At 46.5% G+C, this 24,090-nt stretch carries 34 protein-coding genes; 24 read left to right on the top strand and 10 right to left on the bottom strand.

What is annotated here, in order from left to right; translation table 11 throughout:
- Positions 1-95 precede the first annotated feature (95 nt).
- The 4 genes from AC5W2J_RS02790 (at position 96) to AC5W2J_RS02775 (ending at position 3,287) form a co-directional block, all read left to right on the top strand.
- Positions 96-389, top strand: coding sequence for a metal-sensitive transcriptional regulator (locus AC5W2J_RS02790; protein ID WP_496057960.1), 294 nt, complete (start codon positions 96-98; stop codon positions 387-389).
- A gap of 67 nt (positions 390-456) precedes the next feature.
- A complete protein-coding gene (gene copZ, locus AC5W2J_RS02785; protein WP_496057959.1) occupies positions 457-666 on the top strand; it encodes a copper chaperone CopZ in 210 nt (69 codons plus the stop codon).
- A gap of 66 nt (positions 667-732) precedes the next feature.
- Positions 733-3,162, top strand: a complete 2,430-nt coding sequence (locus tag AC5W2J_RS02780; RefSeq protein WP_496057958.1) for a heavy metal translocating P-type ATPase — start codon at positions 733-735, stop codon at positions 3,160-3,162.
- Positions 3,162-3,287 carry a hypothetical protein gene (locus AC5W2J_RS02775; RefSeq protein ID WP_496057957.1) on the top strand — a complete coding sequence of 42 codons (126 nt, stop codon included), beginning with the start codon at positions 3,162-3,164 and terminating at the stop codon, positions 3,285-3,287. The genes AC5W2J_RS02780 and AC5W2J_RS02775 overlap by 1 nt, the downstream gene beginning before the upstream one ends.
- 72 nt (positions 3,288-3,359) lie before the next feature.
- On the opposite strand, the gene AC5W2J_RS02770 is transcribed toward AC5W2J_RS02775, so the two are convergent.
- Positions 3,360-5,381 (bottom strand): methyl-accepting chemotaxis protein, encoded by a 2,022-nt coding sequence (locus AC5W2J_RS02770; RefSeq protein ID WP_496057956.1) that lies wholly within the window; start codon positions 5,379-5,381, stop codon positions 3,360-3,362.
- Between the two features lie 207 nt (positions 5,382-5,588).
- Here AC5W2J_RS02770 and AC5W2J_RS02765 point away from each other — a divergent pair, with 207 nt between their 5' ends.
- The 3 genes from AC5W2J_RS02765 to AC5W2J_RS02755 all read left to right on the top strand — a co-directional run bounded on the left by AC5W2J_RS02765 (position 5,589) and on the right by AC5W2J_RS02755 (position 6,789).
- A complete protein-coding gene (locus AC5W2J_RS02765; protein WP_496057955.1) occupies positions 5,589-6,134 on the top strand; it encodes a GNAT family N-acetyltransferase in 546 nt (181 codons plus the stop codon).
- A gap of 134 nt (positions 6,135-6,268) precedes the next feature.
- On the top strand, positions 6,269-6,481 hold the full coding sequence (locus tag AC5W2J_RS02760; RefSeq protein ID WP_496057954.1) for a hypothetical protein: 213 nt from the start codon (positions 6,269-6,271) through the stop codon (positions 6,479-6,481).
- A gap of 176 nt (positions 6,482-6,657) precedes the next feature.
- Complete coding sequence (locus tag AC5W2J_RS02755) at positions 6,658-6,789, top strand: hypothetical protein (RefSeq protein WP_256497878.1); 132 nt, start codon at positions 6,658-6,660, stop codon at positions 6,787-6,789.
- A 123-nt stretch (positions 6,790-6,912) separates the two neighbouring features.
- Here AC5W2J_RS02755 and AC5W2J_RS02750 read toward each other — a convergent pair whose 3' ends face one another.
- A complete protein-coding gene (locus AC5W2J_RS02750; protein WP_496057953.1) occupies positions 6,913-7,461 on the bottom strand; it encodes a shikimate kinase in 549 nt (182 codons plus the stop codon).
- Positions 7,462-7,636: 175 nt separating this feature from the next.
- Here AC5W2J_RS02750 and AC5W2J_RS02745 point away from each other — a divergent pair, with 175 nt between their 5' ends.
- Positions 7,637-9,016 carry a Glu/Leu/Phe/Val family dehydrogenase gene (locus AC5W2J_RS02745; protein ID WP_496057952.1) on the top strand — a complete coding sequence of 460 codons (1,380 nt, stop codon included), beginning with the start codon at positions 7,637-7,639 and terminating at the stop codon, positions 9,014-9,016.
- 77 nt (positions 9,017-9,093) lie between these two features.
- Positions 9,094-9,444: a hypothetical protein gene (locus AC5W2J_RS02740; RefSeq protein WP_496057951.1), complete on the top strand. Its 351-nt coding sequence runs from the start codon at positions 9,094-9,096 to the stop codon at positions 9,442-9,444.
- A 126-nt stretch (positions 9,445-9,570) separates the two neighbouring features.
- Here the strand turns inward: AC5W2J_RS02740 and AC5W2J_RS02735 are convergent, their stop codons facing one another.
- Both AC5W2J_RS02735 and AC5W2J_RS02730 read right to left on the bottom strand, forming a co-directional pair.
- Entirely contained in the window at positions 9,571-9,840 is a 270-nt protein-coding gene (locus AC5W2J_RS02735; RefSeq protein WP_496057950.1) for a glutaredoxin family protein, read from the bottom strand.
- A gap of 17 nt (positions 9,841-9,857) precedes the next feature.
- Positions 9,858-10,070 (bottom strand): hypothetical protein, encoded by a 213-nt coding sequence (locus AC5W2J_RS02730; RefSeq protein WP_496057949.1) that lies wholly within the window; start codon positions 10,068-10,070, stop codon positions 9,858-9,860.
- 224 nt (positions 10,071-10,294) lie between these two features.
- Between AC5W2J_RS02730 and AC5W2J_RS02725 the strand changes: the two genes are divergently transcribed.
- From AC5W2J_RS02725 to AC5W2J_RS02695, 7 genes are all read left to right on the top strand, one after another.
- Positions 10,295-10,597, top strand: coding sequence for a hypothetical protein (locus tag AC5W2J_RS02725; RefSeq protein ID WP_496057948.1), 303 nt, complete (start codon positions 10,295-10,297; stop codon positions 10,595-10,597).
- A gap of 124 nt (positions 10,598-10,721) precedes the next feature.
- On the top strand, positions 10,722-10,985 hold the full coding sequence (locus tag AC5W2J_RS02720; RefSeq protein ID WP_496057947.1) for a hypothetical protein: 264 nt from the start codon (positions 10,722-10,724) through the stop codon (positions 10,983-10,985).
- A gap of 163 nt (positions 10,986-11,148) precedes the next feature.
- Positions 11,149-11,598 (top strand): universal stress protein, encoded by a 450-nt coding sequence (locus AC5W2J_RS02715; protein WP_496057946.1) that lies wholly within the window; start codon positions 11,149-11,151, stop codon positions 11,596-11,598.
- An 81-nt stretch (positions 11,599-11,679) separates the two neighbouring features.
- Positions 11,680-12,390 (top strand): Crp/Fnr family transcriptional regulator, encoded by a 711-nt coding sequence (locus AC5W2J_RS02710; RefSeq protein WP_496057945.1) that lies wholly within the window; start codon positions 11,680-11,682, stop codon positions 12,388-12,390.
- A 97-nt stretch (positions 12,391-12,487) separates the two neighbouring features.
- Positions 12,488-12,670: a hypothetical protein gene (locus AC5W2J_RS02705; RefSeq protein WP_496057944.1), complete on the top strand. Its 183-nt coding sequence runs from the start codon at positions 12,488-12,490 to the stop codon at positions 12,668-12,670.
- A 134-nt stretch (positions 12,671-12,804) separates the two neighbouring features.
- Positions 12,805-13,776 (top strand): oxygen-dependent tRNA uridine(34) hydroxylase TrhO, encoded by a 972-nt coding sequence (trhO, locus tag AC5W2J_RS02700; RefSeq protein ID WP_496057943.1) that lies wholly within the window; start codon positions 12,805-12,807, stop codon positions 13,774-13,776.
- 12 nt (positions 13,777-13,788) lie between these two features.
- Positions 13,789-14,520 carry a hypothetical protein gene (locus tag AC5W2J_RS02695; RefSeq protein ID WP_496057942.1) on the top strand — a complete coding sequence of 244 codons (732 nt, stop codon included), beginning with the start codon at positions 13,789-13,791 and terminating at the stop codon, positions 14,518-14,520.
- Between the two features lie 33 nt (positions 14,521-14,553).
- Here the strand turns inward: AC5W2J_RS02695 and AC5W2J_RS02690 are convergent, their stop codons facing one another.
- The gene (locus tag AC5W2J_RS02690; protein WP_496057941.1) at positions 14,554-14,793 is read right to left on the bottom strand and encodes a hypothetical protein; all 240 of its coding nucleotides are present in this window, start codon (positions 14,791-14,793) and stop codon (positions 14,554-14,556) included.
- 96 nt (positions 14,794-14,889) lie between these two features.
- On the opposite strand from AC5W2J_RS02690, the gene AC5W2J_RS02685 reads away from it, so the two are divergent.
- On the top strand, positions 14,890-15,375 hold the full coding sequence (locus AC5W2J_RS02685; RefSeq protein WP_496057940.1) for a GNAT family N-acetyltransferase: 486 nt from the start codon (positions 14,890-14,892) through the stop codon (positions 15,373-15,375).
- Here AC5W2J_RS02685 and AC5W2J_RS02680 read toward each other — a convergent pair.
- On the bottom strand, positions 15,370-15,540 hold the full coding sequence (locus tag AC5W2J_RS02680) for a hypothetical protein (RefSeq protein ID WP_496057939.1): 171 nt from the start codon (positions 15,538-15,540) through the stop codon (positions 15,370-15,372). The two genes, AC5W2J_RS02685 and AC5W2J_RS02680, sit on opposite strands and share 6 nt — an antisense overlap.
- A gap of 127 nt (positions 15,541-15,667) precedes the next feature.
- On the opposite strand from AC5W2J_RS02680, the gene AC5W2J_RS02675 reads away from it, so the two are divergent.
- The 3 genes from AC5W2J_RS02675 to argS all read left to right on the top strand — a co-directional run bounded on the left by AC5W2J_RS02675 (position 15,668) and on the right by argS (position 18,930).
- The gene (locus tag AC5W2J_RS02675; protein WP_496057938.1) at positions 15,668-16,654 is read left to right on the top strand and encodes a cyclodeaminase; all 987 of its coding nucleotides are present in this window, start codon (positions 15,668-15,670) and stop codon (positions 16,652-16,654) included.
- A gap of 163 nt (positions 16,655-16,817) precedes the next feature.
- Positions 16,818-17,255 (top strand): YwiB family protein, encoded by a 438-nt coding sequence (locus tag AC5W2J_RS02670; protein WP_496057937.1) that lies wholly within the window; start codon positions 16,818-16,820, stop codon positions 17,253-17,255.
- A gap of 4 nt (positions 17,256-17,259) precedes the next feature.
- On the top strand, positions 17,260-18,930 hold the full coding sequence (gene argS / locus AC5W2J_RS02665; protein ID WP_496057936.1) for an arginine--tRNA ligase: 1,671 nt from the start codon (positions 17,260-17,262) through the stop codon (positions 18,928-18,930).
- 65 nt (positions 18,931-18,995) lie between these two features.
- Here argS and AC5W2J_RS02660 read toward each other — a convergent pair whose 3' ends face one another.
- Entirely contained in the window at positions 18,996-19,331 is a 336-nt protein-coding gene (locus tag AC5W2J_RS02660) for a hypothetical protein (RefSeq protein ID WP_496057935.1), read from the bottom strand.
- Between the two features lie 179 nt (positions 19,332-19,510).
- Between AC5W2J_RS02660 and chrA the strand changes: the two genes are divergently transcribed.
- From chrA to AC5W2J_RS02645, 3 genes are read left to right on the top strand one after another with little or no spacing between them, the layout of a single operon-like run.
- Positions 19,511-20,683, top strand: coding sequence for a chromate efflux transporter (gene chrA, locus AC5W2J_RS02655; protein ID WP_496057934.1), 1,173 nt, complete (start codon positions 19,511-19,513; stop codon positions 20,681-20,683).
- 15 nt (positions 20,684-20,698) lie between these two features.
- Entirely contained in the window at positions 20,699-20,959 is a 261-nt protein-coding gene (locus AC5W2J_RS02650) for a hypothetical protein (protein ID WP_496057933.1), read from the top strand.
- A 27-nt stretch (positions 20,960-20,986) separates the two neighbouring features.
- Positions 20,987-21,121 (top strand): hypothetical protein, encoded by a 135-nt coding sequence (locus AC5W2J_RS02645; protein WP_496057932.1) that lies wholly within the window; start codon positions 20,987-20,989, stop codon positions 21,119-21,121.
- A 29-nt stretch (positions 21,122-21,150) separates the two neighbouring features.
- Here AC5W2J_RS02645 and AC5W2J_RS02640 read toward each other — a convergent pair whose 3' ends face one another.
- From AC5W2J_RS02640 to AC5W2J_RS02630, 3 genes are all read right to left on the bottom strand, one after another.
- A complete protein-coding gene (locus tag AC5W2J_RS02640) occupies positions 21,151-21,318 on the bottom strand; it encodes a YvrJ family protein (RefSeq protein ID WP_496057931.1) in 168 nt (55 codons plus the stop codon).
- A complete protein-coding gene (locus tag AC5W2J_RS02635; protein WP_496057930.1) occupies positions 21,302-21,937 on the bottom strand; it encodes a sigma-70 family RNA polymerase sigma factor in 636 nt (211 codons plus the stop codon). Before AC5W2J_RS02635 ends, AC5W2J_RS02640 begins: the two co-directional genes overlap by 17 nt.
- Before the next feature lie 73 nt (positions 21,938-22,010).
- Positions 22,011-22,517 carry a metallophosphoesterase family protein gene (locus AC5W2J_RS02630; protein ID WP_496057929.1) on the bottom strand — a complete coding sequence of 169 codons (507 nt, stop codon included), beginning with the start codon at positions 22,515-22,517 and terminating at the stop codon, positions 22,011-22,013.
- Between the two features lie 67 nt (positions 22,518-22,584).
- Between AC5W2J_RS02630 and AC5W2J_RS02625 the strand changes: the two genes are divergently transcribed.
- Positions 22,585-24,048 carry a xylulokinase gene (locus tag AC5W2J_RS02625; protein WP_496057928.1) on the top strand — a complete coding sequence of 488 codons (1,464 nt, stop codon included), beginning with the start codon at positions 22,585-22,587 and terminating at the stop codon, positions 24,046-24,048.
- Positions 24,049-24,090 lie beyond the last annotated feature (42 nt).

Genomic DNA, 24,090 nt, shown 5'->3' with positions numbered 1-24,090 from the left:
ATAAACAGAAACGGAATTATTTCTCTAGGAAATAATTCCGTTTTTTGTTACACTAAAATAAATACAGGGTATATGTATAAAAAGGGGGCTTTGGTATGGAAAAAGAAATGAGCGTTAAAGGAACCGTCCAGCCAAATAAACAACAGCTTCTCAACCGACTGAAGCGTATTGAAGGCCAGGTGAGGGGCGTACATCAGATGGTGGAAAACGACCGCTACTGCGTAGATATTCTCAACCAGATTGCAGCTATTCAATCCGCAGCCAATAAAGTGTCGCTTGCTTTGCTCGAAGATCATACGAACCACTGCGTGTCGAGCGCGGTTAAGCAGGGCGATGGCGAAGAATCCATTCAGGAACTGATGAGTGTAATGGGGAAAATGCTGAAATAAAGCTTTCAATATACCTATATAGGGTATATAATGAAAACATCAGTATAACAACAAGGGAGGAATTTATATGGCTTTGGAAACATTAAACGTAAAAGGAATGTCCTGTGACCACTGTGTGAAAGCGGTGAAATCAGGAGTAGGAGAGCTTTCCGGTGTGTCATCTGTGGACGTGGATCTAAAAAAAGGAACGGTTTCTGTTGACTACGATGAAACGAAAACGGAGCACAAGGACATCGTAGAAGCTATTGATGATCAAGGATATGACGTCGTTTCATAAGCAGGGGATTCCTGCTTATATTTTTCAATTTTATATACCCATACAGGGTATAAAGGGGGCTTTGAAATGGCCAGCGAAAAAAAAGTTACATTTGATATATCCGGTATGACCTGCGCGGCCTGTGCCTCGCGAATTGAAAAAGGAGTAGGGAAACTTTCCGGGGTGCAGGAAGCCCAGGTGAACCTTGCGATGGAGCGCTCCACGATTACCTATGATGCTGACAGCGTGTCTGAAAAAGAAATGGCAGATAAAATAGAGTCACTCGGTTATCACGTGGAGCAGGAGAAAACAGAATTTGATGTACTGGGCATGACCTGTGCCGCCTGCTCGGCCAGAGTGGAAAAGAAGCTGAACAAGCTGCCCGGCGTGTCGCGTGCTGCAGTGAACCTTGCGATGGAGACAGCCTCGGTGGAGTACTACCCGGAAGCTATCCAGCCCGAAGAGATGGAAGCAGCTGTCGATAAAATAGGATACGAATTAAAGCAGAAAACCGATAGTGACAGTGAAACGGCCTCCAAGCGGGAGCACGACATTTCCGTGCAGACAGGCAGATTTTATTTTTCATTAATTCTGGCACTGCCGCTGTTTTGGACGATGGTCACCCATTTTGAATTTACTTCCTTTATCTGGGTGCCCGCTATGTTTATGGATCCATGGGTACAATTGGCTTTGGCTACTCCTATTCAGTTTATTGTCGGTGCTCCTTTTTACAAAGGGGCCTACAAGGCGCTGCGAAACAAAAGCGCCAACATGGATGTATTGGTAGCCATGGGAACCTCCGCGGCTTACTTTTATAGTATTTATTTAGGGCTGGAATGGACAGCCGGCGGATCGATGGGTATGCCGGAGCTTTATTTTGAAGCAGCGGCCGTGATTATCACGTTGATTGTCCTCGGAAAGCTTTTCGAAGCACGAGCTAAAGGCCGGACCTCTCAAGCGATTCAATCCCTGCTCAGCCTTCAGGCGAAGACGGCGCTCGTGGAACGGGATGGCGAAGAAATAACCATTCCTGTCGAAGATGTCGTGCAGGGCGATATTGTGCTGGTCCGTCCCGGGGATAAAATTCCAGTCGATGGAGAAATCCTTTCAGGCAGTTCTTCCATCGATGAATCGATGCTCACCGGTGAAAGCATGCCTATCGATAAAAAAGCCGGTGACGCGGTCACCGGGGCTACAATGAACAGCAATGGCTCGCTGCGCGTGAAAGCGTCCCGGGTTGGGAAAGATACGGCACTTGCCCGGATTATTAAAGTCGTCGAGGAAGCACAGAATTCAAAAGCAGATATCCAACGGCTGGCTGACCGGATTTCAGGCATTTTCGTACCAACGGTGATTGGAATAGCGTTTCTTACCTTTGCTGTCTGGATGATCTGGATAGCACCCGGGGAGTTCGGTACCGCACTGATTCCCGTTATTTCTATCCTGGTTATCGCCTGTCCTTGTGCACTTGGTCTTGCTACACCTACTTCCATCATGGCAGGCTCCGGCCGTGCTGCAGAAATGGGAGTGCTGTTTAAAGGCGGGGAATACCTGGAGAGTACGCAAAGCATCGATACAGTAACTCTGGATAAAACCGGTACCATTACAGAAGGCCGCCCGGCGGTGACCGATATCCTGGCAGTTAATCCGGAAAAAGAAATGGAACTGCTCTCTATAGCTGCCTCTGCCGAAAAAGATTCGGAGCATCCTCTCGCTAAAGCAATTATGGAAAAAGCGGAAAAAGAAGGAGCCCGCTTATTTTCGGCTGCTGCTTTTGAGAGTATACCCGGCAAAGGTATACGGGCAGAAGTGGAAGGCGGGGAGATTCTTGCAGGAACCAAAAAACTGATGGAAGAAAACAGCGTAGACTTCGAACCGGTCCGTGAAGTGGTTGAAGCTTTGGAAGCCGAAGGGAAAACGGTCATGCTTATCGCATCTTCCGGATTCTATATAGGTGCGCTTGCTGTAGCAGATACGGTAAGAGAAACGTCCGCTGAAGCTGTCCACCTGTTGAAAGAAGCGGGTCTCGAAGTGGTAATGATGACAGGAGACAACGAAAAAACGGCCCGGGCTATCGCGTCTGCGGTAGGTATTGAAAGAGTCCTGGCTGAAGTACTTCCGGAAGAAAAAGCATTTCATGTCCGGGAACTGCAAAAAGAAGGAAAAAAGACAGCGATGGTAGGCGACGGCATCAATGATGCTCCGGCTCTGGCTGCAGCCGATATTGGCATGGCTATTGGGACAGGAACGGATATTGCTATTGAAGCCGCTGATGTTACGCTGATGCGCGGGGATCTTCTCAGCGTTGTCGATGCGGTAACAATGAGCCGGAAAACGATGCGCAACATTAAGCAGAATTTATTCTTCGCATTTCTCTACAATTCGCTTGGTATTCCAATCGCAGCCGCAGGCCTTCTGGCACCGTGGATTGCCGGTGCGGCAATGGCCTTCAGCTCGGTGTCTGTTGTAACCAACTCGCTCCGGCTTCAGAAAATTAAGCATAGGAGGGCAGGCTGATGGATAAAACGATCACGACCTGGGTTATTTCCGGTGTCCTTTATCTCGCCGCCGTTATTGTGTTGTATGTCATCCTGGGAGATACTTCTTCTATGGAGCATGCATCGGCAGGCATTTTAATGTAACTCCTGAAATATAAAACTGTATACACAAAGACAGGGAAAGATCGTAGTGATCTTTCCCTGTCTTTATTATTTTCAGCTTAATTCGAATTTACCAACCAGCCCATTTAATTCTTCTGCAAGAAGATGCAGCGTTTGGGCAATGGCATTAATTTCTTCACTGGAGGCAAGCTGCTGTTCGGAAGCTGCAGCGATCTGCTGCGTGCTGCTTGTCGTGTTCTGGGAAATCGACGCAATGCTTGTAAACGAGGCAGCGACCTGCTCGGAGCCGGCGGCCATTTCCTCAGACACCGCTGCCATGTTTTCAATCTGCCCTGCCACCATACTGGTGCGCTGTACAATTTCCTGGAAGGTCATTTTGGATTCTTCAGCAATGGAGAGCCCTTCTTCTACTTCTGTTGTGACCGTACTCATCGATTGAGAGGATTCGGTAATATCGAGCTGAATTTCTTTAATGATTTTAGCGATCTGCTTGGAGGAATCTTGTGAGCCTTCGGCCAGTTTACGGACTTCATCGGCTACTACGGCAAAACCTCGTCCCTGCTCCCCGGCACGTGCCGCTTCAATAGCCGCATTCAGTGCGAGAAGGTTTGTCTGCTCAGCGATTCCGGTAATCACCTGTAGAATTTCTTCGATTTCCATGGAGCGTTTATTCAGGGATTCGGTAATTGCTGTAGATTGAAAAACGGACTGCTGGATGGATTTCATTTTTGCCAGGGTTTCCTGCACACGCTGATCGCCTTTTTCTGCGATTTCAAGCGTCTGACCGGCGTTATCTGAAATAGAAGAGGAACTGTCTGCCATCTGCTGCACACCCTCTGTCATTTCCTCCATCGATTGGAGACTTTCCATAACGCCTTCCGACTGCTTTTCTGACCCGGCAGCCACTTCCTGAATAGAGGCTGTAATTTCTTTTGTAGTGTCAGTAGATTGACCCGAACTCGTTAACAGTTCCTGGGAAGACGTTTTGACAAGCTCGGATCCGACAGAGAGCTGGGAAATTAATTCTTTAAGGCTGGCAGTCATTGCATTGCTGTTAACAGCGAGACGTCCGATTTCATCTTTACGGTTGACGGTCAGGTCGTCTCCGGTTAAATCGCCATCGGCTACAAGCTGCACCTGCTCGGCTACTCGATTTAACGGAGCGCTGATGCTTTTGGCTATAAAAATGGCAGCCGCGACAATAAGGACAGCGGAAATAAGGATGGCTGAGATGCTGATCCATTGAACAGCATCATTTGCTGCGAGCACTTCATTCATGGAAGTTACCGTGAACAGGGAAAGGCCGGCAGCTGCAATTGGTGCATAGGCAACCAGGTCTTCATTGCTGCCGCTTCCTATCGTAGTATGACCGCTTTCCGTCTTTCCGGTTTCAAGCAGGCTGTTCCACTCCCCGCTCCAACCAGCCTCTTCTACAGTCGTACCTATCAGTTCTTCCTGTGGATGAACTTGAATGACATTCTGCTCGTCTATGAGAATCGGTTCAGCGGAAGCAGAAGCAAAACCGCTGTTTTCATCGGTTAAAAATTGGGTAACAACGGTTTCAAAATTAACGGATGCAGACAAAACACCTACGTTGTCTCCAGCATCATTGACAACAGGAGCGGCTACGACAACAATCCGGTTGCCTGTAGAGTTGGAAGTGAGCACCTCGGAAGTGGTTTCTTCCCCGTTCATTCCGTTCTGATAATAATCACGATCGGAAAGGTCCAGAGTGTCGATATTTTCAGGCAGCGTGTGGGCACGAACGATGCCCTCATCGTCCGTAAATACAACGGTTTCATAATTACCATTCTGGGACTGAATTTCATTTACCAGCTGGAGCTGCGTATCAGGATCATTTCCCCGTATGTCTTCCGTACCGGCAGCAAGGCGGATTTCATCGAGGTGTTTATCGATCCAGCTGTCCATCGCCTCTGCTGTATATTCCGTAGAATCCTGTACAGATTCCTCTTCTTTGGCGATAATTTCATCACTGCTCGTGTAAAACAGCAGAAACGATACAATAGTAACCGGCAGAAGGCCGATGAGAAGAAAATAAGTAATCAGCTTTCCCCGTATAGTGGATAAGGTGAACCATTGTTTAGCACGCTTCATTTTTCAGCTTCCCTTCTCAGCATTATGTGAAATGTAGTTCTATTATCCTTATTTTGGCTAAAGGTAGATTGATATAAGGACTTTGTACTTATGTTATCGGCAGGAAGAGCAAATATTTTATAAAAAGAAAGAAAAGAATTAAGGCTTTCTTCTTTGAAGAATTTGTAAGAAGATAAACAAGAACAGAAAAAGAGAGGGGAACCAGCTGTGCTGTACATAAAAGAACTTCAAGAAGAAGATACAAAAGAAGCCGGCCGTTTTCTGCTTGAAACGATGGAAGAGGCATTTCCTTTTCCGTTAACCGAAACGGCTAGACTCGATGCTCAATACATGAATGAGCGGTTTGTAAAATCGCAGAATACGGTCATAATCGGTGCTTACATCGATGGGGTCATTGCAGGCACGATAGCCGTCAGGCCGTATGATGATAGAATTGCCTCCATAAAAGGCAGGTATTATTTGGAGGAAACATGCGAAATTATTAAATGCTATGTGGATCCTTCCATGCGTAAAAAAGGGATAGGCACTGCGCTATTAACCGAGCTTCTTCATTTTTGCAGCCGGCAGCATTACCATATGCTTTACCTGCATACTCAGTTGTTTCTGGAAGGCGGCCTTTCTTTTTGGAAAAAGCATGGTTTTGAAGTAACGGCAGAAGAAAAGGATGAGTGGGAAACGGTACACATGGAAGGGAAACGCATGGAAGTAGCCCGAATATTAAAAGAAGCGGACATGAATGCAGCAGGAAGATAAAGAGCACCGTCAATTTTGCTTTTGATACATAAGCTTTTCCGGATGATGCTGGAAGCGTTCGTCCGGCCCTTTATGTAAATGCTCGAAACCGTGCCTGTTTCAAAGCTGCTTCTGACTATGCAGAAAGAACCCATATGACTGTCCTTCTGGATGAGTGTGGCGGAACAGCCGGACTTGTCACGGCTGAGGACATTATTGAAGAAATCGTTGGAGAAATTCAGGAGGAATTTGATATAGAAGAGCATGCGCTGGTCGAAAAAGTGCTGGTAGAAGAGATCAATAAACTTCTGGATATTGATGTTACAGAAGAAGTAGTAGACAAGATCGGGGATAGGTGTTTCAGGTAAACGAAATGGATCATCAAATTAAACTAATCGAAATCAGAAAAGCGGATTCTGCTACAGAAACCTTTGCTGCCCATAAAAACAACAGCAGGTTGTGAACTTTTTTTTACAATTTCAGTGAAAATCGCTTGATTTTTTTTAGGAAGGGAGTATGATAATCTCAATAAGGAGATGATTACATGATTGCAGCACATTTTTTACAAAGCTTCCGCTTTGTCATGATGGGAGCAATGGGGCTTACAGCATTAAGTCTGGTCACTTTCCAGTGCGTTGAATTGTATCACGCATTGATGACAATGTTTCACAAATAAGCAGTACGCATATAAAAACCCGTTCTCTATGGCAGAGAACGGGTTTTTGAATGGGGAGAATGATCAGACAGTCTTCTCTTACGAATAAACAGAACAAAACCGATGGCACGTAAACCATCGGTTTTAGTCGTTCATTTCCCACGCTACTTTCAGGGAATCTGTAATATACTCTGCAACTTCTTCTTCATTAAGCTGGTCAGTAACCATCTTGGAACTGTGGTCAGCATAGATCATTTTCCGTTTGTTAAACAACTCTTCGATTTCTTCCAGACTGCGTCCCTGGAGTACCGGCCGGTTGTCCACAATCATATGGAGGCGTTCTTTCCAGGAATCCCATGTAATATCAAGATAAAAGATAATGCAGTTAGCCATACAGGTTTCGCGGACTTCTTCCTGCATAAAAGCGCCTCCGCCCACAGAAATAACCTTTAATTTCTGCCGGGCATAATGCTGGATCAGCTGCTTTTCTTTTTCCCGGAATTCTTTCTCCCCGATAGTTTTGAAAATTTCCGGCACCGGCATCTGGTATTCCTGTTCGATGACTTCATCAATATCTATAAAAGACCGGTACAGCTTCTTTGCTACAAGCTTGCCTATAGTTGTTTTGCCAACGCCCATAAAGCCGATAAACACGATACTTTTTTCTCTGAGTGCCCGTTCGTTTGTCTGCATAAAAAGCTCTCTTTCCTTTATAAGAATGTCATTTCCAGCTTATCTTCTAAAATGAATTGTACCACATCCGGGTCCGGACACGCCAAAGCCTTCCTCTGGAAAACCGGTGATTATTCCATGCAGAAAAGTGGAATAGGTGGAAGAAGACATACATAAGAGAGAGGGGCTGTCAGGTATGATGGACAACACAGAAGCAATTATAGAACATTCCTTGTATTCATTAATGGAAAATAAAAAATTTCTTCCTGATTTACAGGAAGAAGACAGAACCAAAGCTTTTTCTTCCCTGCTTTCTATACTTTCTACTCCAAACCACATTCATAAATCCTTTCTCCGGGTGACACTCCGAGATGGAAAGGTAGTACGGATTCCGGCTTTCCGGGTCCAGCACAACAATACGCTGGGTGCTTACAAAGGAGGCATTCGTTTTCATGAAAGCGTAAATGAAGAAGAGACGGTTACTCTTGCTTCATTAATGTCTCTTAAAAATGCCCTTCATGATGTACCGTTCGGCGGTGCCAAAGGCGGCATCTCCATCAATCCGAGAGATTATAATAAAAAAGAGCTGAATCTTATCTGCAAAAAATACGTGCAGTATTTTGCTGATATTCTCGGGACGGATAAGGATGTGCCGGCTCCCGATGTGGGATCAAGCGAAAGGGAAATGGACTGGATGATGGCCGAATTTAAAAATATTCATCCCGGGCAGTCCTACCGCGGAAGCTTTACTGGAAAAAGCGTTTTGAATGGAGGATCGCTTGGGCGTAAAGAAGCAACGGGAAAAGGCGTTTACTTTACCTTTCGTTATATTCTTCATGACTTTCTTAAAGAACATAAGAGCGATTATCCGGACAGCACAAACGCTTTTTTGAAAACAGCCGTACGCTATACGGATAAGCCGTTAAAAATTGCGGTGCAGGGATTTGGAAATGTTGGTTCCGTTGCTGCGCTGGAGGCGTATCACTGCTCTCATTTAAACAATAAAGTGGTCGCCGTTAGCGATAGAAATGTAACGCTCTATAATGAGAATGGTCTGGCTGTGCCTGAACTTGCCGCTTTTACGAAGGAAAACGAAGGAGATCTTCCTCAAACTTCCGACGAAATCAAGGAGCTGGGCATAGAAGCTGATATTATGGAACGCGACGACATCATTACAATGGATGTTGATGCTTTATTTTTTGCGGCACTTGGTAATGTAGTAGATGCAGCCAACATGAAAGACATTAAAGCGGAGCTGCTTGTTGAAGGAGCCAACACACCTATTACAGCAGAAGCAGACAAGTACTTAAGTGATAAGGGCACTGTGATTATTCCGGACATTCTGGCTAATGCCGGCGGTGTTATTGTTTCCTATTTGGAGTGGCTGCAGGGAAGAGAGACGACAATGTACACGGAAGAAGAGGTATTTGAGCAGCTGATCGGCAAAATGAAGCATACGATGAATACGATTCTTCCCCAGTTCTTCGGTGATCCTTTTTCCCTTCGCCAAAACTGCTTTATTCACTCTGTCACCAAGCTCTCCACTATTTTGTATATCCGGGGAAAGCTTTACTGACAGAGAAGCAGATTCATTTTCTCCCTATTTGATTGGGCGTATAATAGATGTACACCAAGAGAAAAGGGGGCAGAACAATGGATATTTCCTTATATAAAGATGTCATTAAAGATGAGCGCGGCAATTATTACAGAGCGATAGCCTACCGTAAGAAAAAATTAGTGCTCGTTCACGCGTTTATCGATCTTTCGTTTGATACTATTCTGGAGTTTACGAAGAGCTTTCAGGAAAAGTATGGCGCATACGAGCACCAGTTTTTGGGCAAACAGCCGATGGACAGACTGCGTCATGACTATATGTTTGCCCTTGAAAATCGGGATGGGATGCGGCTGTACACCCTCGAAGAAGTTGAAGAATATTATGATATCGAATTTATAGATGCTATTGAGTTTTTCCGCCATACTCAGGCGGGAAGGCCTGCTCTGTAATGAAGAAGCTGGGATAATGGCAGAAAAACACCCGGAGCCTTTTCGGGGCTCCGGGTGTTTACATACAACGTAATAAGTGGGGTGAAACAAAAAAGCAGTATAACGCCGGCCTAATGCTGCGCTGTATTATTTCTTTTTGGCATAAGCTCCGTTCAGGCGCAGGATATTATCAATCTTTTTCGTGTTCGGCCCTACGACACTCAGCGTTTTATCTTTAATGCTGATAACGGTATACGGAACAAATTTCTGGCCCGCTTCCCCAAATTCCTTATTTGCTGCCGGATTGTTCACGATATCTTTTTCGGTATAGGAAATCTTCTGCTCCTGCAGCCACGTTTTGACTTTCAGGCAGGATTCACAGTTTGGCTGGGTAAATACATCAATAGAATAACTCATTGATCTTCCTCCTTCGTTTATTTAGAAGATTCATTTTTGTTGGCGTTGGCTTCCTTAATAGCATTCCATTCTTTTACGATAAGAATGCAGGGAATGACAGAAGCTAATAAAAAAGCGATCATCCAAACCGTATCGCCTTCCTGAAAATGATTATAGGCAAAAAACAGCCCAAATCCAATAAACAATCCTAAATACAGCATTTTGCCGATTTGTACAATAGAAATTTCCATGCGGACACCTTTTCCTTCCGGATATTTTTCCCTCAGGCATTTTATTTTAATACTTGTAAGTATAGCAAACAACCCGTATGGGAGCGACACTCCTGTTCTTTGATCCGGTTGATTGGTCCGGGGGGTTTCAAGGAGGCGGAAAAAGGATACATAGAATAAAGATAGATTAAATATGCCGATGAGGTCCAACCACATAACATTGGCATAAAGATGGAGGAGAAGTTATGAAAAATATTTCAAACTGTACCTGGAGCCTGATCGCGGTTTTTGCTGCTGTAGCAGCGGTCGTGCTGGCAGCCAGCCGCAAAAACAACCAAAAAGAACTGCCGCAGCGCTCAGAAGAAGAAACAATAAGCAATTCCCCCAAAATAGATAAAAGAGAAAGTGTGGACGCTGAAACAGATCCTTCAGAAGAAGGTCTCTCCCAGCTTGATTCTGCCCATAAATCAGAATGGCAGGCCAACGGCTTTCCTCAAACCCATAAAGGGCTGAAAGAACTGGAAGAAGCTGAAAACAAAAACAAGTAACAGCGTGAAGCCGTCCTGGAGAAGGATGGCTTTTTTTGATGGCGCCGTTTTTTATAAAAGAGGTGTTAGCGCTCTTCGTTTTGGGAATACAAAAGTCATGAACGATAAAAGGAGAGATAAGTAAATGGAAAGAGTATATGTAACAAACGCTTCGACTGCAGAAAGAAACCTGGCCTTTACGAAAGCGGTGCTTGAAAGTGGAGACGCCCACAACACAACAGACCAGCTTCTTCACATAGATGGTCTCCTTGATCCAGAAGATTTGGAAGGAAAAGAATTTCAGCTGACGTTTAAGACAGACAAAAATGAAGAATTAACAAAAAAAGTAAAACACGATACATCATTTCAGCCTAACTATGGCCAGACGACCTTTATTATTCAACCGTAACAAACAGAGAAGCTGCCCCTTTCCGGCAGCTTCTTTTTTCGTTGGATGACTTATAATTGTCAATTTTACTATGATTTCCTGTGATTTAGATCACACTGTTATGTACAAAGACCTATTATACTAAGGGTAGATAGAAAACTACCTTTGAAAGGGGTAATGATCAATGGAAAACTACCAAAAAATTCTGGCAGCCGTGGACGGATCGGAAGAGTCTAAAAATGCTTTCAAAAAAGCAGTCGCTTTGGCTAAAAAAGAAGATGCGGAGCTTATTATCTGCCATGTCGTCGATACCAGCTCCTATAACAGAATTGAACATTACAGCTCCGCCTTTATTGCAGGTCTCGAAGACTATGCCAAAGAACTTCTTGATGACTATGAGAAGCAGGCCAACGAAGCCGGAGTGAGAAAAGTAACACCGGTACTCGAGCACGGTTCCCCTAAAGTGAAGATTCCAAAAGAAACAGCCGGAAAGCACGAAGCAGACCTCATTGTGGCAGGCGCTACCGGTCTCGGAGCAGTAGAACGGTTTATTATAGGAAGTGTTTCCGAACAAATTGCAAGACGGGCCAAATGTGATGTCCTGATTGTTCGAATGACTGAACAGGATAGTTAACAGAATTTTCCCAATTTACAGCATACAAAGGAGTGCCGTACCTGTTATGATTAGGGTAAATAGTAAGGGGGAGTGATAACCATGACCTTTGCTTCTTCCATTGAAAGCCGGGCGCGATTGAAGAACAGCCAGGCCGTTCGTGATTTTTTGTATGATGATCCATTCCGCCGGCTGCAAAGCCGGATGCAGCGGCCGGTGATTCATAAGTGCCGCGGGAGCTATCTTTTTTTCGAAGGCGATCGAGCTGACGAATTTTACTTTATTCGAAAAGGGAAGGTCAAGCTCCAAAAAACGACCTCAGACGGCCGGGAAATTATCTATTCCGTCATTAATGAAGGAGACCTGATCGGGGAGTATTATGGCGAAATCGACGGTTCTTACAGTTATGGCGCGGTAGCTTTGGAGAAAGTAGAGGCTTTGGTTATCTCTGCCGGCTCTTTAGAAGATTTGATGCGGGAATCGGGTGAATTTGCGGTTGAGTTTTCAAAATGGATCGGCAGAAAGCAGTATTTGTACCAGAAAAGATGCCGGGACCTGTTATTGTATGGAAAAAAGGAAGCACTTGCCTCAACGCTTCTGGAGCTCGATGCCTCTTTTGGCACTCCCTGTCCGGAAGGAAGAAGGCTGTCTGTCAGGCTGACGAATACGGAAATAGGTGCGTTAATCGGTCTGACCAGAGAAAGTGTGAACCGTTTTTTAAACAGCTGGAAGCAGGAAGACGTGATTGATTTTCAGGAAAACCGTATTGTTATAAAAAATATTCATCATCTGCAGGCGTTGATGTCCAAATAGAGATGCATACTATATCAGAAAAACCGGTGATGTTGTCTTCACCGGTTTTTTTGCTATACTAAAGAATATGGAATAAAAAGGAACAAAGGGGTAATCAATGAAGCCGTTACTAATGAGAACAGCGGGACTGATCCTGTTTTTCATGGGATTTTTTCCTATTGCCGGAATTACCGGATATTATTTTTTCATGCCGGCCCAGCCTGTAGCTTTAGCGGCTACAGTAATGGGAAGTGCATTACTTATTTTGTCGTCGGTGTTCCGTCCAGCCCGGGAAGAATAAGCGCAAGCTGTTGAATAAAGAAAAGTTGTCAAAAATAGAGGAACTCTATACAATAGTACAGTGTAAGAAAATCGTATGTGTACTAAGCCTTACGAGTTTATATCTTGCAAATATAAAACAATAGGTGATAAAAGATGGAAGAAAAACAACAGTATCGGGTGTTATTGTACTATCATTATGTAACGATCGAAGATCCGGAAACAAAAGCCGCTGCCCATTTGAACTACTGTAAGCATATTGGCTTAAAGGGGCGCGTCTTTATAGCGTCGGAAGGCATCAACGGCACCGTTTCCGGAACGGTGGAACAGACCGAAAAGTATATACGCGCCATGCGCCATGATGAACATTTCGCAGACACTATTTTTAAAATAGATGAAGTGGAAGGCCATGTATTCAAAAAAATGCATGTCCGTCCCAAGCGTGAACTCGTTTCCTTAAGGCTGGAAGATGATATTGATCCTAAAGAGCAGACAGGGGATTATTTAAGCCCGAAAGAATTCTATGAAGCGATGCAGCGTGAAGATACGATTGTCCTGGACGCACGTAACGATTATGAGTACGATATCGGTCATTTTGAAGGGGCTGTACGCCCGGACATCCGCTCTTTTAAAGAACTGCCGGACTGGATAGAAGAGAATAAAGAACAGTTTGAAGGAAAGCAGATTCTGACGTATTGTACCGGCGGTATCCGCTGCGAAAAATTTTCCGGATGGCTTAAAGAAGAAGGATTTGAAAATGTGTCTCAGCTTCACGGGGGCATTGTTACCTATGGAAAAGATGAAGAAGTAAAAGGCGCCGGCTGGAACGGGAAATGTTATGTATTCGATGAGCGCCTGAGTGTGCCCGTAAATCAGCTCGAGCATGTTATAGTCGGGCGCGACCACTTTGACGGGCAGCCCTGCGAACGTTACGTTAACTGCGGCAACCCTGAATGCAATAAGCAGATCCTCTGTTCGGAAGAAAATGAAGCGAAATATATGAGAGGCTGCACGCATGAATGCCGTGTCACGCCTAGAAACCGTTATATTATTCAACATGAACTGTCTAAAGCAGAAGTGGATGAACGACTTGAACTCATCCGCCGGGAGAACGTCCAGCACGCATAGGAGCATAATAGCATGAAGCCGAATGTCCGCCCGGCCTCATGCTTTCTTTCTATCATTAATAACTACATAGGAGTGGAATGGATGAATCAGGCATCTAACGAGCAGTCAAAGATAAATCAGATGGATAAACAAATAAAGCAGTCAGGCAGCGGGTATTCAAAAACGGTACTCGAAACGGTAAACGATGTATTTAACATAGATTTAATAGAAATTTCCGACCGCGGAGAAGGCAGGTACAATGAGCGTTACAGCGACCCGGTGATGGAGGCGGCAGGGGAAAATCGTCAGCCTATCACCGATATAGAGATTATGAAGCTGTCTAAATGGGACGTGCTGCAGGACTGCCTGGAGCAGGAAGCGTACCTGGACGGAGAAAAGGCACGGATGTGGATAGATGAGGTATTTGGCATCAACCTTAAAGGTGTGGCATCATTGGAAGAAGCAAGGATTTCTGTTTATTCTAAAGGGATCTGGGTGTCCCGTCAGCCGGAAGACTTAATTGTTATTGATACAGGCAGAGGAGATATCGACGTGCACGTCTATCCTTCTCCTGCTTATACAGCAGCAAAAGGAACGTCAGAACTTCCCTCTTCCCTTCGGCAGGCCCTGCTGTCTCTCGGGTATATTCATTTAGAAGAGAGCCATTCGTTTTATTATAAAAATGAAAACAATGAAAGTGTGTCGACGTCTTTTAAGGGACGGACAATGGCTGTAATTTCGGAAGCTACGGCTTTTATGGCATAATAAAAGCCTCTGCACGTGGCAGAGGCGGATACTTTATGCTTTTTCTACAATATAGGCTTTTTTCTCAATATACTTTTTGCCGCCGATTTCTTTTGAGTGATCGAAGTAGCCCTGCACTTCGTGAATTACCTTGTATTGGCGTTTAGGATCGCTGAATAAGTAGTTTTCATTTGTAGCGATTAATGTCACGTGCGTATTTTCCACGAAGCTGTCCAGCTCTTTCGCTGTATAGTTGGCTCCGATTTTTAGTGATTGTCCTGCTTGGCTTCCCATAAAAAAATCCTCCTCATAATATCTTCTATTACTGCGCATTACCCGTTCTCCGGAAAAGTATGCAGATTTACCGGAATTTCTAAAAGGAGGAATAGAATGAATATAAGAAAAATGACCGAAGCAGATATACCAAATGTACAGGAGACAGCGGAAGCCTCCTGGCGCGAAGCCTATGAAGGCCTGGTCGAAAAAGAGGCGCAGGATCGTTTCCTCGAGTATGCCTACTCTTCCCAGATGCTGAAAATGAGGCTTAAGCGTTCCGCCTTTTTTGTAGCAGAAGAAAATGACCTCATCGCCGGATTTATTAACGTTACGTACCCAAACGGCGATCGGGAGAGCGTGCTGGCCGCTCTTTATGTGCGTCCTGACTACCAGCGTAAAGGTATCGGAGAAGCCCTGTTCAGAGCCTGCTTTGATGTGCTCGAAGAGGCAGAGGTTCTCACGTTACATGTGGAAGCGGAAAACAAGAAAGGAACAGCGTTTTATAAAAAACATGGATTTGTTGAAGTAGAAAGAATGGAAGAAACGCTCGGTGATGATACGTTTCAATCTATTCTCATGAAAAAGTCTTTTTTATCATAAATAATGATCAGCCAGACGCAGCATGTGGCTGATTAAAGACAGCGCACCAAGTACAGCGAGCGTGAGCAGCAGTTTATTTTTCTGCCGGCGTCGTCTCTGATCCAAAAAAATAAATACAATACCGGCAAACAAAAGAGCCGGAAGAGCAAAACGGATCCATTCCATATGCAGGCTCCTTTCTATTTCCATTATAGGGAGAAACGATAGGGTCTGTAAATTCAGGCACGTTTTCTGCATAATCCGCTTTTTCTTCGGGAAAGGGAAAGCAAACAGGGAAAAGGGGGCGGTCTAAGTGTATATTTTTTCTGAAGGAGACATCCGCAGCTGCGTAGAGCTCGATGAGAACATGCTTCACGTTATTGAAGAGGGGTTTGAAAAACTTGATAACGGCGAAGTGACGATGCCGCCTGTACTGCGGGTGGATATTCCTGAAAATAACGGAGAAGTGGACGTGAAAACAGCGTACGTGAAAGGATGGAGTCAGTTTGCTCTAAAGGCGTCCTCCGGATTTTTTAATAATCCCGAAAAGGGACTTCCGAGCTTAAGTGGTATGATGCTGTTGTTCAGTACGGAAACAGGCATGCTGGATGCGTTTCTTCAGGATAACGGCTATCTAACAGATATACGGACGGCATTAGCCGGAGCTGCAGCCGCCAAATATCTTTCTAAACAAGGGCCGGTCCGTGCCGGAATAGTCGGCACCGGCGCTCAGGCCCGCTTCCAGCTGCGTGCCCTTGCGCTTGTAAGGGAGATTGAAGAAGTACGTGTTTACGGACGGAAGGAAGAGCGGGTCCAGGCTTATATCGGAGAGATGGAAGAAGAGCTGAACATTCCGGTACAAGCCGCTGTTTCTATAGAAGAGACGGTCCGGAAAAGCGATATAGTCATTACAACGACTCCTGCCAAAGCACCGCTCATAAAAAAAGAATGGCTCCACCCGGGCCTGCATATTACTGCAATGGGGTCCGACGCAGAAGAAAAAAATGAAATAGCGCCGGACGCACTGGCAGCGGCAGATATCAAGGTGTGTGATTCCAAAGCCCAGGTGTTTCGTCTCGGTGAGTTCCATCATGCAGAATCGGCCGGACTGCTGGGTCCTGATGATCCTTCGATTGTAGAACTTGGCACGATTATTAACGGAAAAGCCCCCGGCCGGACGACCGGTGAACAAATCACGATTTGTGATTTAACGGGCACCGGTGTTCAGGATACGGCCATTGCGGTCCAGGCTTTCAAAAAGCTGCGGGCCGAAAACAAAGGCACCGTGTTTGGAGAGTAGAAGCAAGCAGGATGCGATGTCAGCCGATATCGCATCTTTTTATGTGTGTTTTCAAGGAAAGCCTCCGCTGTTTTGTGGATTGTGCTTGCAACGCCTGAAGTGACACGCTACACTTTATCATATTGGACGAAAAGGCAGAGTAACAGAGGAAGGGAGGAGAGCAATGGAACCTACCGCCAAAACACCAGTGAACGTGGAGATGGTAACAAAAATAACCCAGGACGGGGAAAAAGATGAAATTCGTCTTTCCACAAAAGGCAGCCTCGTTCACAAAAACGACTGGGTGTATGTACTTTTTACGGAAACAATGGAAGGCGTGGGAGAGGTGAACACCACGCTTAAAATAGGTACATCGGAAATGCTTATTCTCCGGTCCGGATCTGTTTCGATGCGCCAGGTATATATTTATGGGCAGATGACAGAAGGCACGTATGAAATGTCTTTTGGGAAATTTGCGACAGAAGTCCAAACCCATCACCTTGCCGCTTTATGGGAAGACAGCGGCAGAGCAGGCAGGATCAAGTTCGGCTATGACCTGAAGCTGCAGGGAGAAGAAGCAGGACGGTACGACATCACAATTGCGATAGAGGAGGAAAAATAAGTACATGAACATTGCAGAACAGATAAAAGATACGTTAAAGCAGGAAATTATAAAAGCAGTAGAAAAAGCCGGGCTCGCCTCGGGAGCAGATATTCCCGAGGTGGTGCTGGAAACGCCTAAAGATAAAGCACACGGGGACTTTGCTACCAATATGGCCATGAAGCTGGCGAAAATAGCCAAAAAGGCGCCGCGTCAAATTGCAGAAGACCTGGCAGCAGAGATAAATAAAGAAGCGGCTTCCATTAAGACAATAGATATTGCAGGCCCCGGATTTATTAACTTTTTCCTCGACAACAGCTACTTAAAAGAAATTATCCCGGCTGTGCTTCAGGAAAGAGAAGACTACGGCTGGACAAATCACGGAAACGGCAAAAAGGTGCAGGTGGAGTTTGTCTCCGCCAATCCGACAGGAGACCTTCATCTCGGCCATGCACGTGGAGCGGCTGTCGGCGACTCGATCTGCAACATTCTGGCTAAAGCAGGCTATGACGTATCCAGAGAGTATTATATTAACGACGCCGGCAATCAGATTAACAACCTGGCCTATTCCATTGAAGCCCGCTATCTGGAAGCGCTCGGCATGGAAAGCACAATGCCGGAAGGCGGCTATCAGGGAGCGGACGTCAAGGGTTTCGGCGAGGACCTTGCAAAGGAACACGGCGATAAATATATCAGTATAGACGAAGCAGAAAGACTCGCTTTTTTCCGGGAATACGGCTTGAAGCGTGAAATGGAAAAGCTGAAAGAAGCCCTGCAGGAGTTCCGGGTGGAATTTGACGTATGGTTTTCGGAAACATCTCTTTATGAAAACGGGAAAGTGAAAGCGATTCTGGACTTTCTTAAAGAAAAAGGCGAAACGTATGAAGAAGGCGGTGCTGTCTGGTTCCGTTCCACTGAATATGGAGACGATAAAGACCGCGTGCTTGTGAAAAACGATGGCAGCTTTACGTACCTCCTGCCGGATATTGCGTATCATAACGATAAGTTTGAACGCGGCTTTGAACAGTTGATTAACGTATGGGGCGCCGATCATCACGGGTATATCCCGAGAATGAGAGCTGCCGTGCAGGCGATCGGCTACGATAAAGACCAGCTTGCTGTAGAGATTATTCAAATGGTGAATTTATATGAAAACGGCGAACGTATCAAAATGAGCAAACGAACGGGAAAAGCTGTCACGCTCAAAGATTTGATGGAAGAGGTAGGCAGAGATGCCACCCGCTACTTCTTTGCGATGAGAAGCCCGGATACGCATCTTGATTTTGATTTGAGTCTCGCTAAATCAGAGTCCAACGAAAATCCGGTGTACTATTCCCAGTATGCCCATGCGAGAATTTCGAGCATTCTGCGTTCTGCAGAACAAAAAGGCATCCCGTATAATCCGGAAGCGGAAATTGATGGCATCGGCACCGAAAAAGAAATGGAACTCTTAAAGAAAATCGGGGAGTTTCCAGAGACGGTCGTGTTTGCAGCAGAAAAGCGGGCGCCTCACCGCATCACGAACTACCTGCATGAACTGGCTTCTTCGTTCCACAGCTTCTACAACGCAAATCGTGTCGTAGATCCGGAAAACGTACCGCTTTCCCAGGCCCGCATGAAGCTGGCCGCTTCTGCGCAGTATGCCCTGAAAAACGGTATGAAGCTGATCGGTGTTCATGCTCCGGAAGAAATGTAAGATACTAAAAAAAGAAAATGACATGCTGAAGGTTTCGGTTCCCCATTCGTGGGAACCGGCCTTTTTTATTGGCGGCGGAAGCGTTTGAACAGCGGAAGCTTCCATAAAAAGGAGCGGGCCGGCTTCTGCTGTGGTTCCTGCTGTTCCTGATACGTTTCAAAAAACAAGTCTTTCACAGGGGTGGACGGGGGCACGGGAGGATCGAGTGTAACGAGATCGCCTTCTGTCATGTGAATCAGCTCCGTATGACATTCGGGCAGTTCTTTCACAAGGTCTGCCTGAAAAGCAAGCGCCCGCTGGAGGGTGGGAAATGAGGCTTCCAATATACCTGTATCCTCCTCTGTAGACGGTGTCCGGGCTGCGGTTGTTTCAATCAGCGTTACTTTATAATGAGAGGGCATATTCATTCCTGCCTTTCCGATCGCTCAAGCGTTCTTTCTCCTACAATACCCGGAAAAGCAGATAGATAAGCCAATCGTCTCTCCGGCGGGTTTTTAAAGATTTTATTACAAAAAATTCAGGAGACTCGGCTACATTTTCATTTATGATACATTGAAAAAAGAAAAAGGGGGAGAGGACATTGGCAAAGAGAAAAACGAGCCTGTTGTCTATTTTTATTATATCGCTTCGTCTCGGCCTGACGTCATTTGGAGGACCTATTGCCCATCTGGCTTTTTTCAGGCAGGAATATGTAGAGCGCAGGCGCTGGCTGCAGGAAAAAGAATATGCAGACCTCGTCGCTTTGGCGCAGTTTATTCCCGGGCCGGCAAGCAGCCAGGTCGGAATGGGAATCGGGCTCATGCGGGGAGGGCTGGCCGGTGCATTCGTCTCGTTTCTGGGATTTACGCTTCCGTCCGTCGTTGTCCTTATGGTATTTGCTCTTGCTTTGCAAAGCTACGGGCTGGCAGACGCCGGCTGGATTCAAGGGTTGAAAGTCGTCGCCGTAGCGATTGTAGCCCAGGCGCTGATTGGAATGGGCAGAAACCTGGCGCCTGACCGGGAGCGGGCGACGATCGCGGTACTGACGATAATTGTCCTGCTTCTCTGGCAGACAGTATTCAGCCAGGTTGTTTTAATTGCAGCCGCAGGTGCTGTAGGTTACATATTGTACAAAGGAAAAACAAATGAACGTACCAGCCCCTTGTCGGTACCTCTATCGAAAAAAACGGGTACGGCCTTTTTAGCCGTCTTTTCCGGCCTGCTCGTTATGCTTCCGCTTCTCCGCCCGGTAGTGAATACGTGGTGGTTTGATATGTGGGACAGCTTTTACCGGGCGGGAGCGCTTGTGTTTGGCGGAGGCCACGTGGTGCTGCCTTTACTGGAGCAGGAAGTTGTGCCGGCAGGGCTGGTCACCGCCGATGAGTTTCTGGCAGGATACGGGATGGCGCAGGCAGTACCGGGTCCATTGTTTACTTTTGCTTCTTATTTAGGAACGGTGGCCTCCGGTATTCCCGGCGGAATAACAGCCACGGCGGCTATTTTTCTGCCTGCCTTTCTGCTGATTGCCGGGGTACTTCCTTTTTGGAATGCAGCAAGGCAGAGCCGGTCGATGCAGGGAGCGCTGTACGGCATTAATGCCTGCGTAGTCGGTATACTAGCTGCTGCATTCTATGACCCTATTTTCACAAGCGCAGTTCAGACCTCTATAGAGGCCGCGCTTGCAGTCCTGCTATTTGGGCTTTTGGTTTTCTGGAAAGCAAAGCCGTGGGTGGTTGTGCTGGCCGGCGCTGTACTCGGCCAATTATTACTTTAGAAAAGAGGGGTAACAATGCATGCAGAACACATATTAAAAAAGTTATTTTTATGCGGCGAAACAGAAGCCGAAGAGGCGGCACAGCAGATGCATCCCGACTATGTGATTGATCTGCGGGCAGAGGCGGAGCAGCCTCTGCAGGGAGCGGTTTCCAAAGAAGGAACGGTGTCTTTTTCGCTGGTGAACGGCGGGCCGACACCGCTGGAAGAAATGCAGCGGGCGATTGCTTTTACAGCAGAAACGGTAAAAAATAACAAAAGCGCAGTACTGCACTGAAAAGGCGGAAAAAGCCGCACAGGTAGTGTGGCCGCAGGTGTGTTATTGGAACTGGGGATTACGGAAAAAGTGCAGGAAGCAGAAGCGCTCGTACGGGGAGCCAGGCCGGAAGCGGTTCTGGATGTACATGCAAAAGAAACGCTGCGCAGGCTGTATGAATAGACAAAGGACCGGCCGCGGCCGGTCCTTTGTTATCGATTGGACATAAATTTAATCATTTCCGCCAGGTCGCCGAGTATTTTTTCAAGCCGTTCAATTCGTTTTTCAAACCGCATCAGCAGATACATCGAAATCATAATAGGGAAACCGAAGTTGGCCAGCAGGTGGACAAACAACGGAATATCATACAGGCTGTTCATTAGAAGTCCTTTCCAGGCAGCGCTTGAGCTTGATAAGAGCCTGACGGTTGATTTTGGAAACGCCCTGCTGGGTAATAGCGAGACGGGCGCCTGCTTCCTTCGTTGTCAGGCCTTTATCGTATAAAAGCTGAAGCACTTCGATCTGTCTGGGCGTCAGGGATGACATCCCTTCGTAGAGCTTCCCATTTTCTATTTTTTCCCCAAGATGCGGTTTTTTCTCTACTACCTGCGTTTCCAAAGACTCTTCTTCGCCGTCTGCCGTTTCGGAAAAAAAGCTTTCTTCATAGTCTGATCCGCTGTCGCGGTAGACATGTTTGTCGGTATACCTCCGTTCTTTTTTATCAAACTGTACTGCTTCCCAGCGGATGGTTTTACTGACATACTGAAGCAGCCGGATACTGCTGAGAAAAGAATGAAAGGCGCGGTCGAGTTCTTGTTTTGCTTCGGATGAAGACTGGCAGACATGGTCAATAAACAGCCGCCGATGCGTTTCCTCCTTCAGAAATGACTGAATAAGCGGGTGATCCAGAACAGCACGCTGCTCCTTCAGACAGGCTTCCATAGCAGGGCATGGGCAGTAATCACTAACGGTGAGATTTTCTATAAAATGGCAGGTCATGTTGATCCCTCCTTACTCTATAAAGGGGAATAACGCCAGAAATAACAACCGGAATAAGAACACTTGTTCGTTTTTATGATTTATCTTTATAAAAAACGTGTTCCGCTCTTATTTCGTTATCTTCCAAATGGAGGACGCCGAAGGAATAATAAGGCAGTTTTCTTTTGTCTGTCACCGATCCGGGATTAAACAACAGTGTTTTATTTACATAACGAAGCAGAGGCAGGTGGGAGTGGCCGAAAAGAATACAGTCCGGTGCTTTTTCCATATCAGCGAACGCTGCCACAGCCCTTTTTTCTGTCGTCTGCCTGTCACCGTGTCCGTGAACGAGGCCGAATGTCTGACCGCCGGCGGAAAAAATATCCCGTTCCGGGAGGCGGGTTCGTTCGTTTTCCCCGTCTGTATTTCCAGCTACTGCTTTCACAGGCGCAAAGCGTTCCAGTTCCTGTAAAAAAGAAAGCTCCTGAATGTCTCCTGTATGCACAATCAGGTCGCAGTTTTCTATTTCCTGCATGAATCTGGATGGAAAGCGGCTTCCTTTTTTAGGCATATGGGTGTCCCCTAATACGACAATTTTCATAAAAGCGGCTCCTCTCTTTAATAAAATACAGAAGTGAATAAAAAGTGTAGCAGGAAAGGGCGGGAAAATGAACTATACAGCGGCATTTGACCTGGGCACCACGTCCATTAAAGGGATTTTAATCAGTAAAGATGGTGTAATAAAGCATACAGCAGAACGAAAGGTTCATACGTATTACCCTGAAAAGGGGTACGTGGAACAAGATCCGCAGGAATGGTGGAAGCATTTTTGTTCCATCCTGAACGAATGGAACAGCAGTGGTGTATCCGCTGCGGATATTCTGGCTCTTTCTTTCAGCGGTCAGATGCAGGATTGTATTCCAATAGATGCAGAAGGCCGGCCGCTGCGACGGGCTGTTTTATACAGCGATGCAAGAGCGGGAAAGGAAGCAGAAGAGCTCTCCGATCTGTTTTCGACAGCAGAAAGCAATCCGTTTAATGGTACGATGCTGCCGCCCAAACTGCTGTGGATCAACCGACACGAGCCGGAAGTGGTCGAAAAAACAGCGTATTACCTGGTCGGGGCAAAGGATTATATTATTTTCAAACTGACCGGACAGGCCTGCACGGACCCTACGACAGCTTCCACGACAGGAATGTTTGATCTGTCGGAAAAAAACTGGATGACAAAAGAATTAACGGCATGCAGTCTCCCGGCAGATAAACTGCCGCGTCTTTGTGCAGCGCACGAGCCCGCAGGTGTCGTGCAGGCAGAAGCCGCCGAGGCATGCGGTCTTCTATCCGGTCTGCCCGTTTTATGCGGAAGCGGGGACGCAGGAGCTACTACGATTGGAGCAGGAGCGGCCGCCGCCTCCCAGATGTATCTATATATGGGAACGACCGGCTGGATGGCCTATGTCAGTGCAACGCTGGAAAAGCAGCGCGAGGGGGTCTTTCAATTACTGCACCCTTCACAGCATGCCTATATTGTTATCGCGCCAATGCTTAATGGTGGTAATGTGCTGGAGTGGGCGGCAGAAACGTGGTATGGAGAGGAAGCAGACCCATACGGAAAGATGAAGGAAGAAGCAGCTCTTGTGCACGAACCTTTCCCGGGGCTGCTGTTTCTGCCTTACCTGCAGGGAGAGCGGTTTCCCGTCCAGGATATGGAGGCATGCGGGGTATTTACCGGAATAAAAAAAGAAACCGGACGAAAAGAACTCGTACGGGCCGTTTACGAGGGGCTTGCTTTTCATGTGCGGCAGGCGTTGGAGCAGTTTCCGCGCGGCCATAAAAACGAAATGGTGATTCCGCTGATTGGAGGAGCGGCTCAAAACGAGGAATGGTGCAGGGTATTAGCTGAGGTGACCGGAGAATGCTGGACCGTTCCGACGGGCATGGATTTTCTGCCTTGTCTCGGAGCGGCCGCACCGGCTTTTATTTATCTAGGCTGGTCGTCCGGTTATGACGCTTATGCTGCACAGGTACTGGTCCGGCACGAAAAAAGCAGATACGTTTCGGGTGTATCTGAAACCTATGAGATGCTTTATGACAGCTACAAAAAGCTTTATCTGCTGTCAGCAGCCTTGTAAATAAAGGCACGGCCGGAGGGGAAGAGCCTGCGGCCGATCTTT

This window comes from Sinobaca sp. SA16-1 (assembly GCF_059510515.1).
The sequence above is the reverse complement of the archived record's forward strand: the minus strand, read 5'-3'. Positions and strand labels throughout refer to the sequence as shown.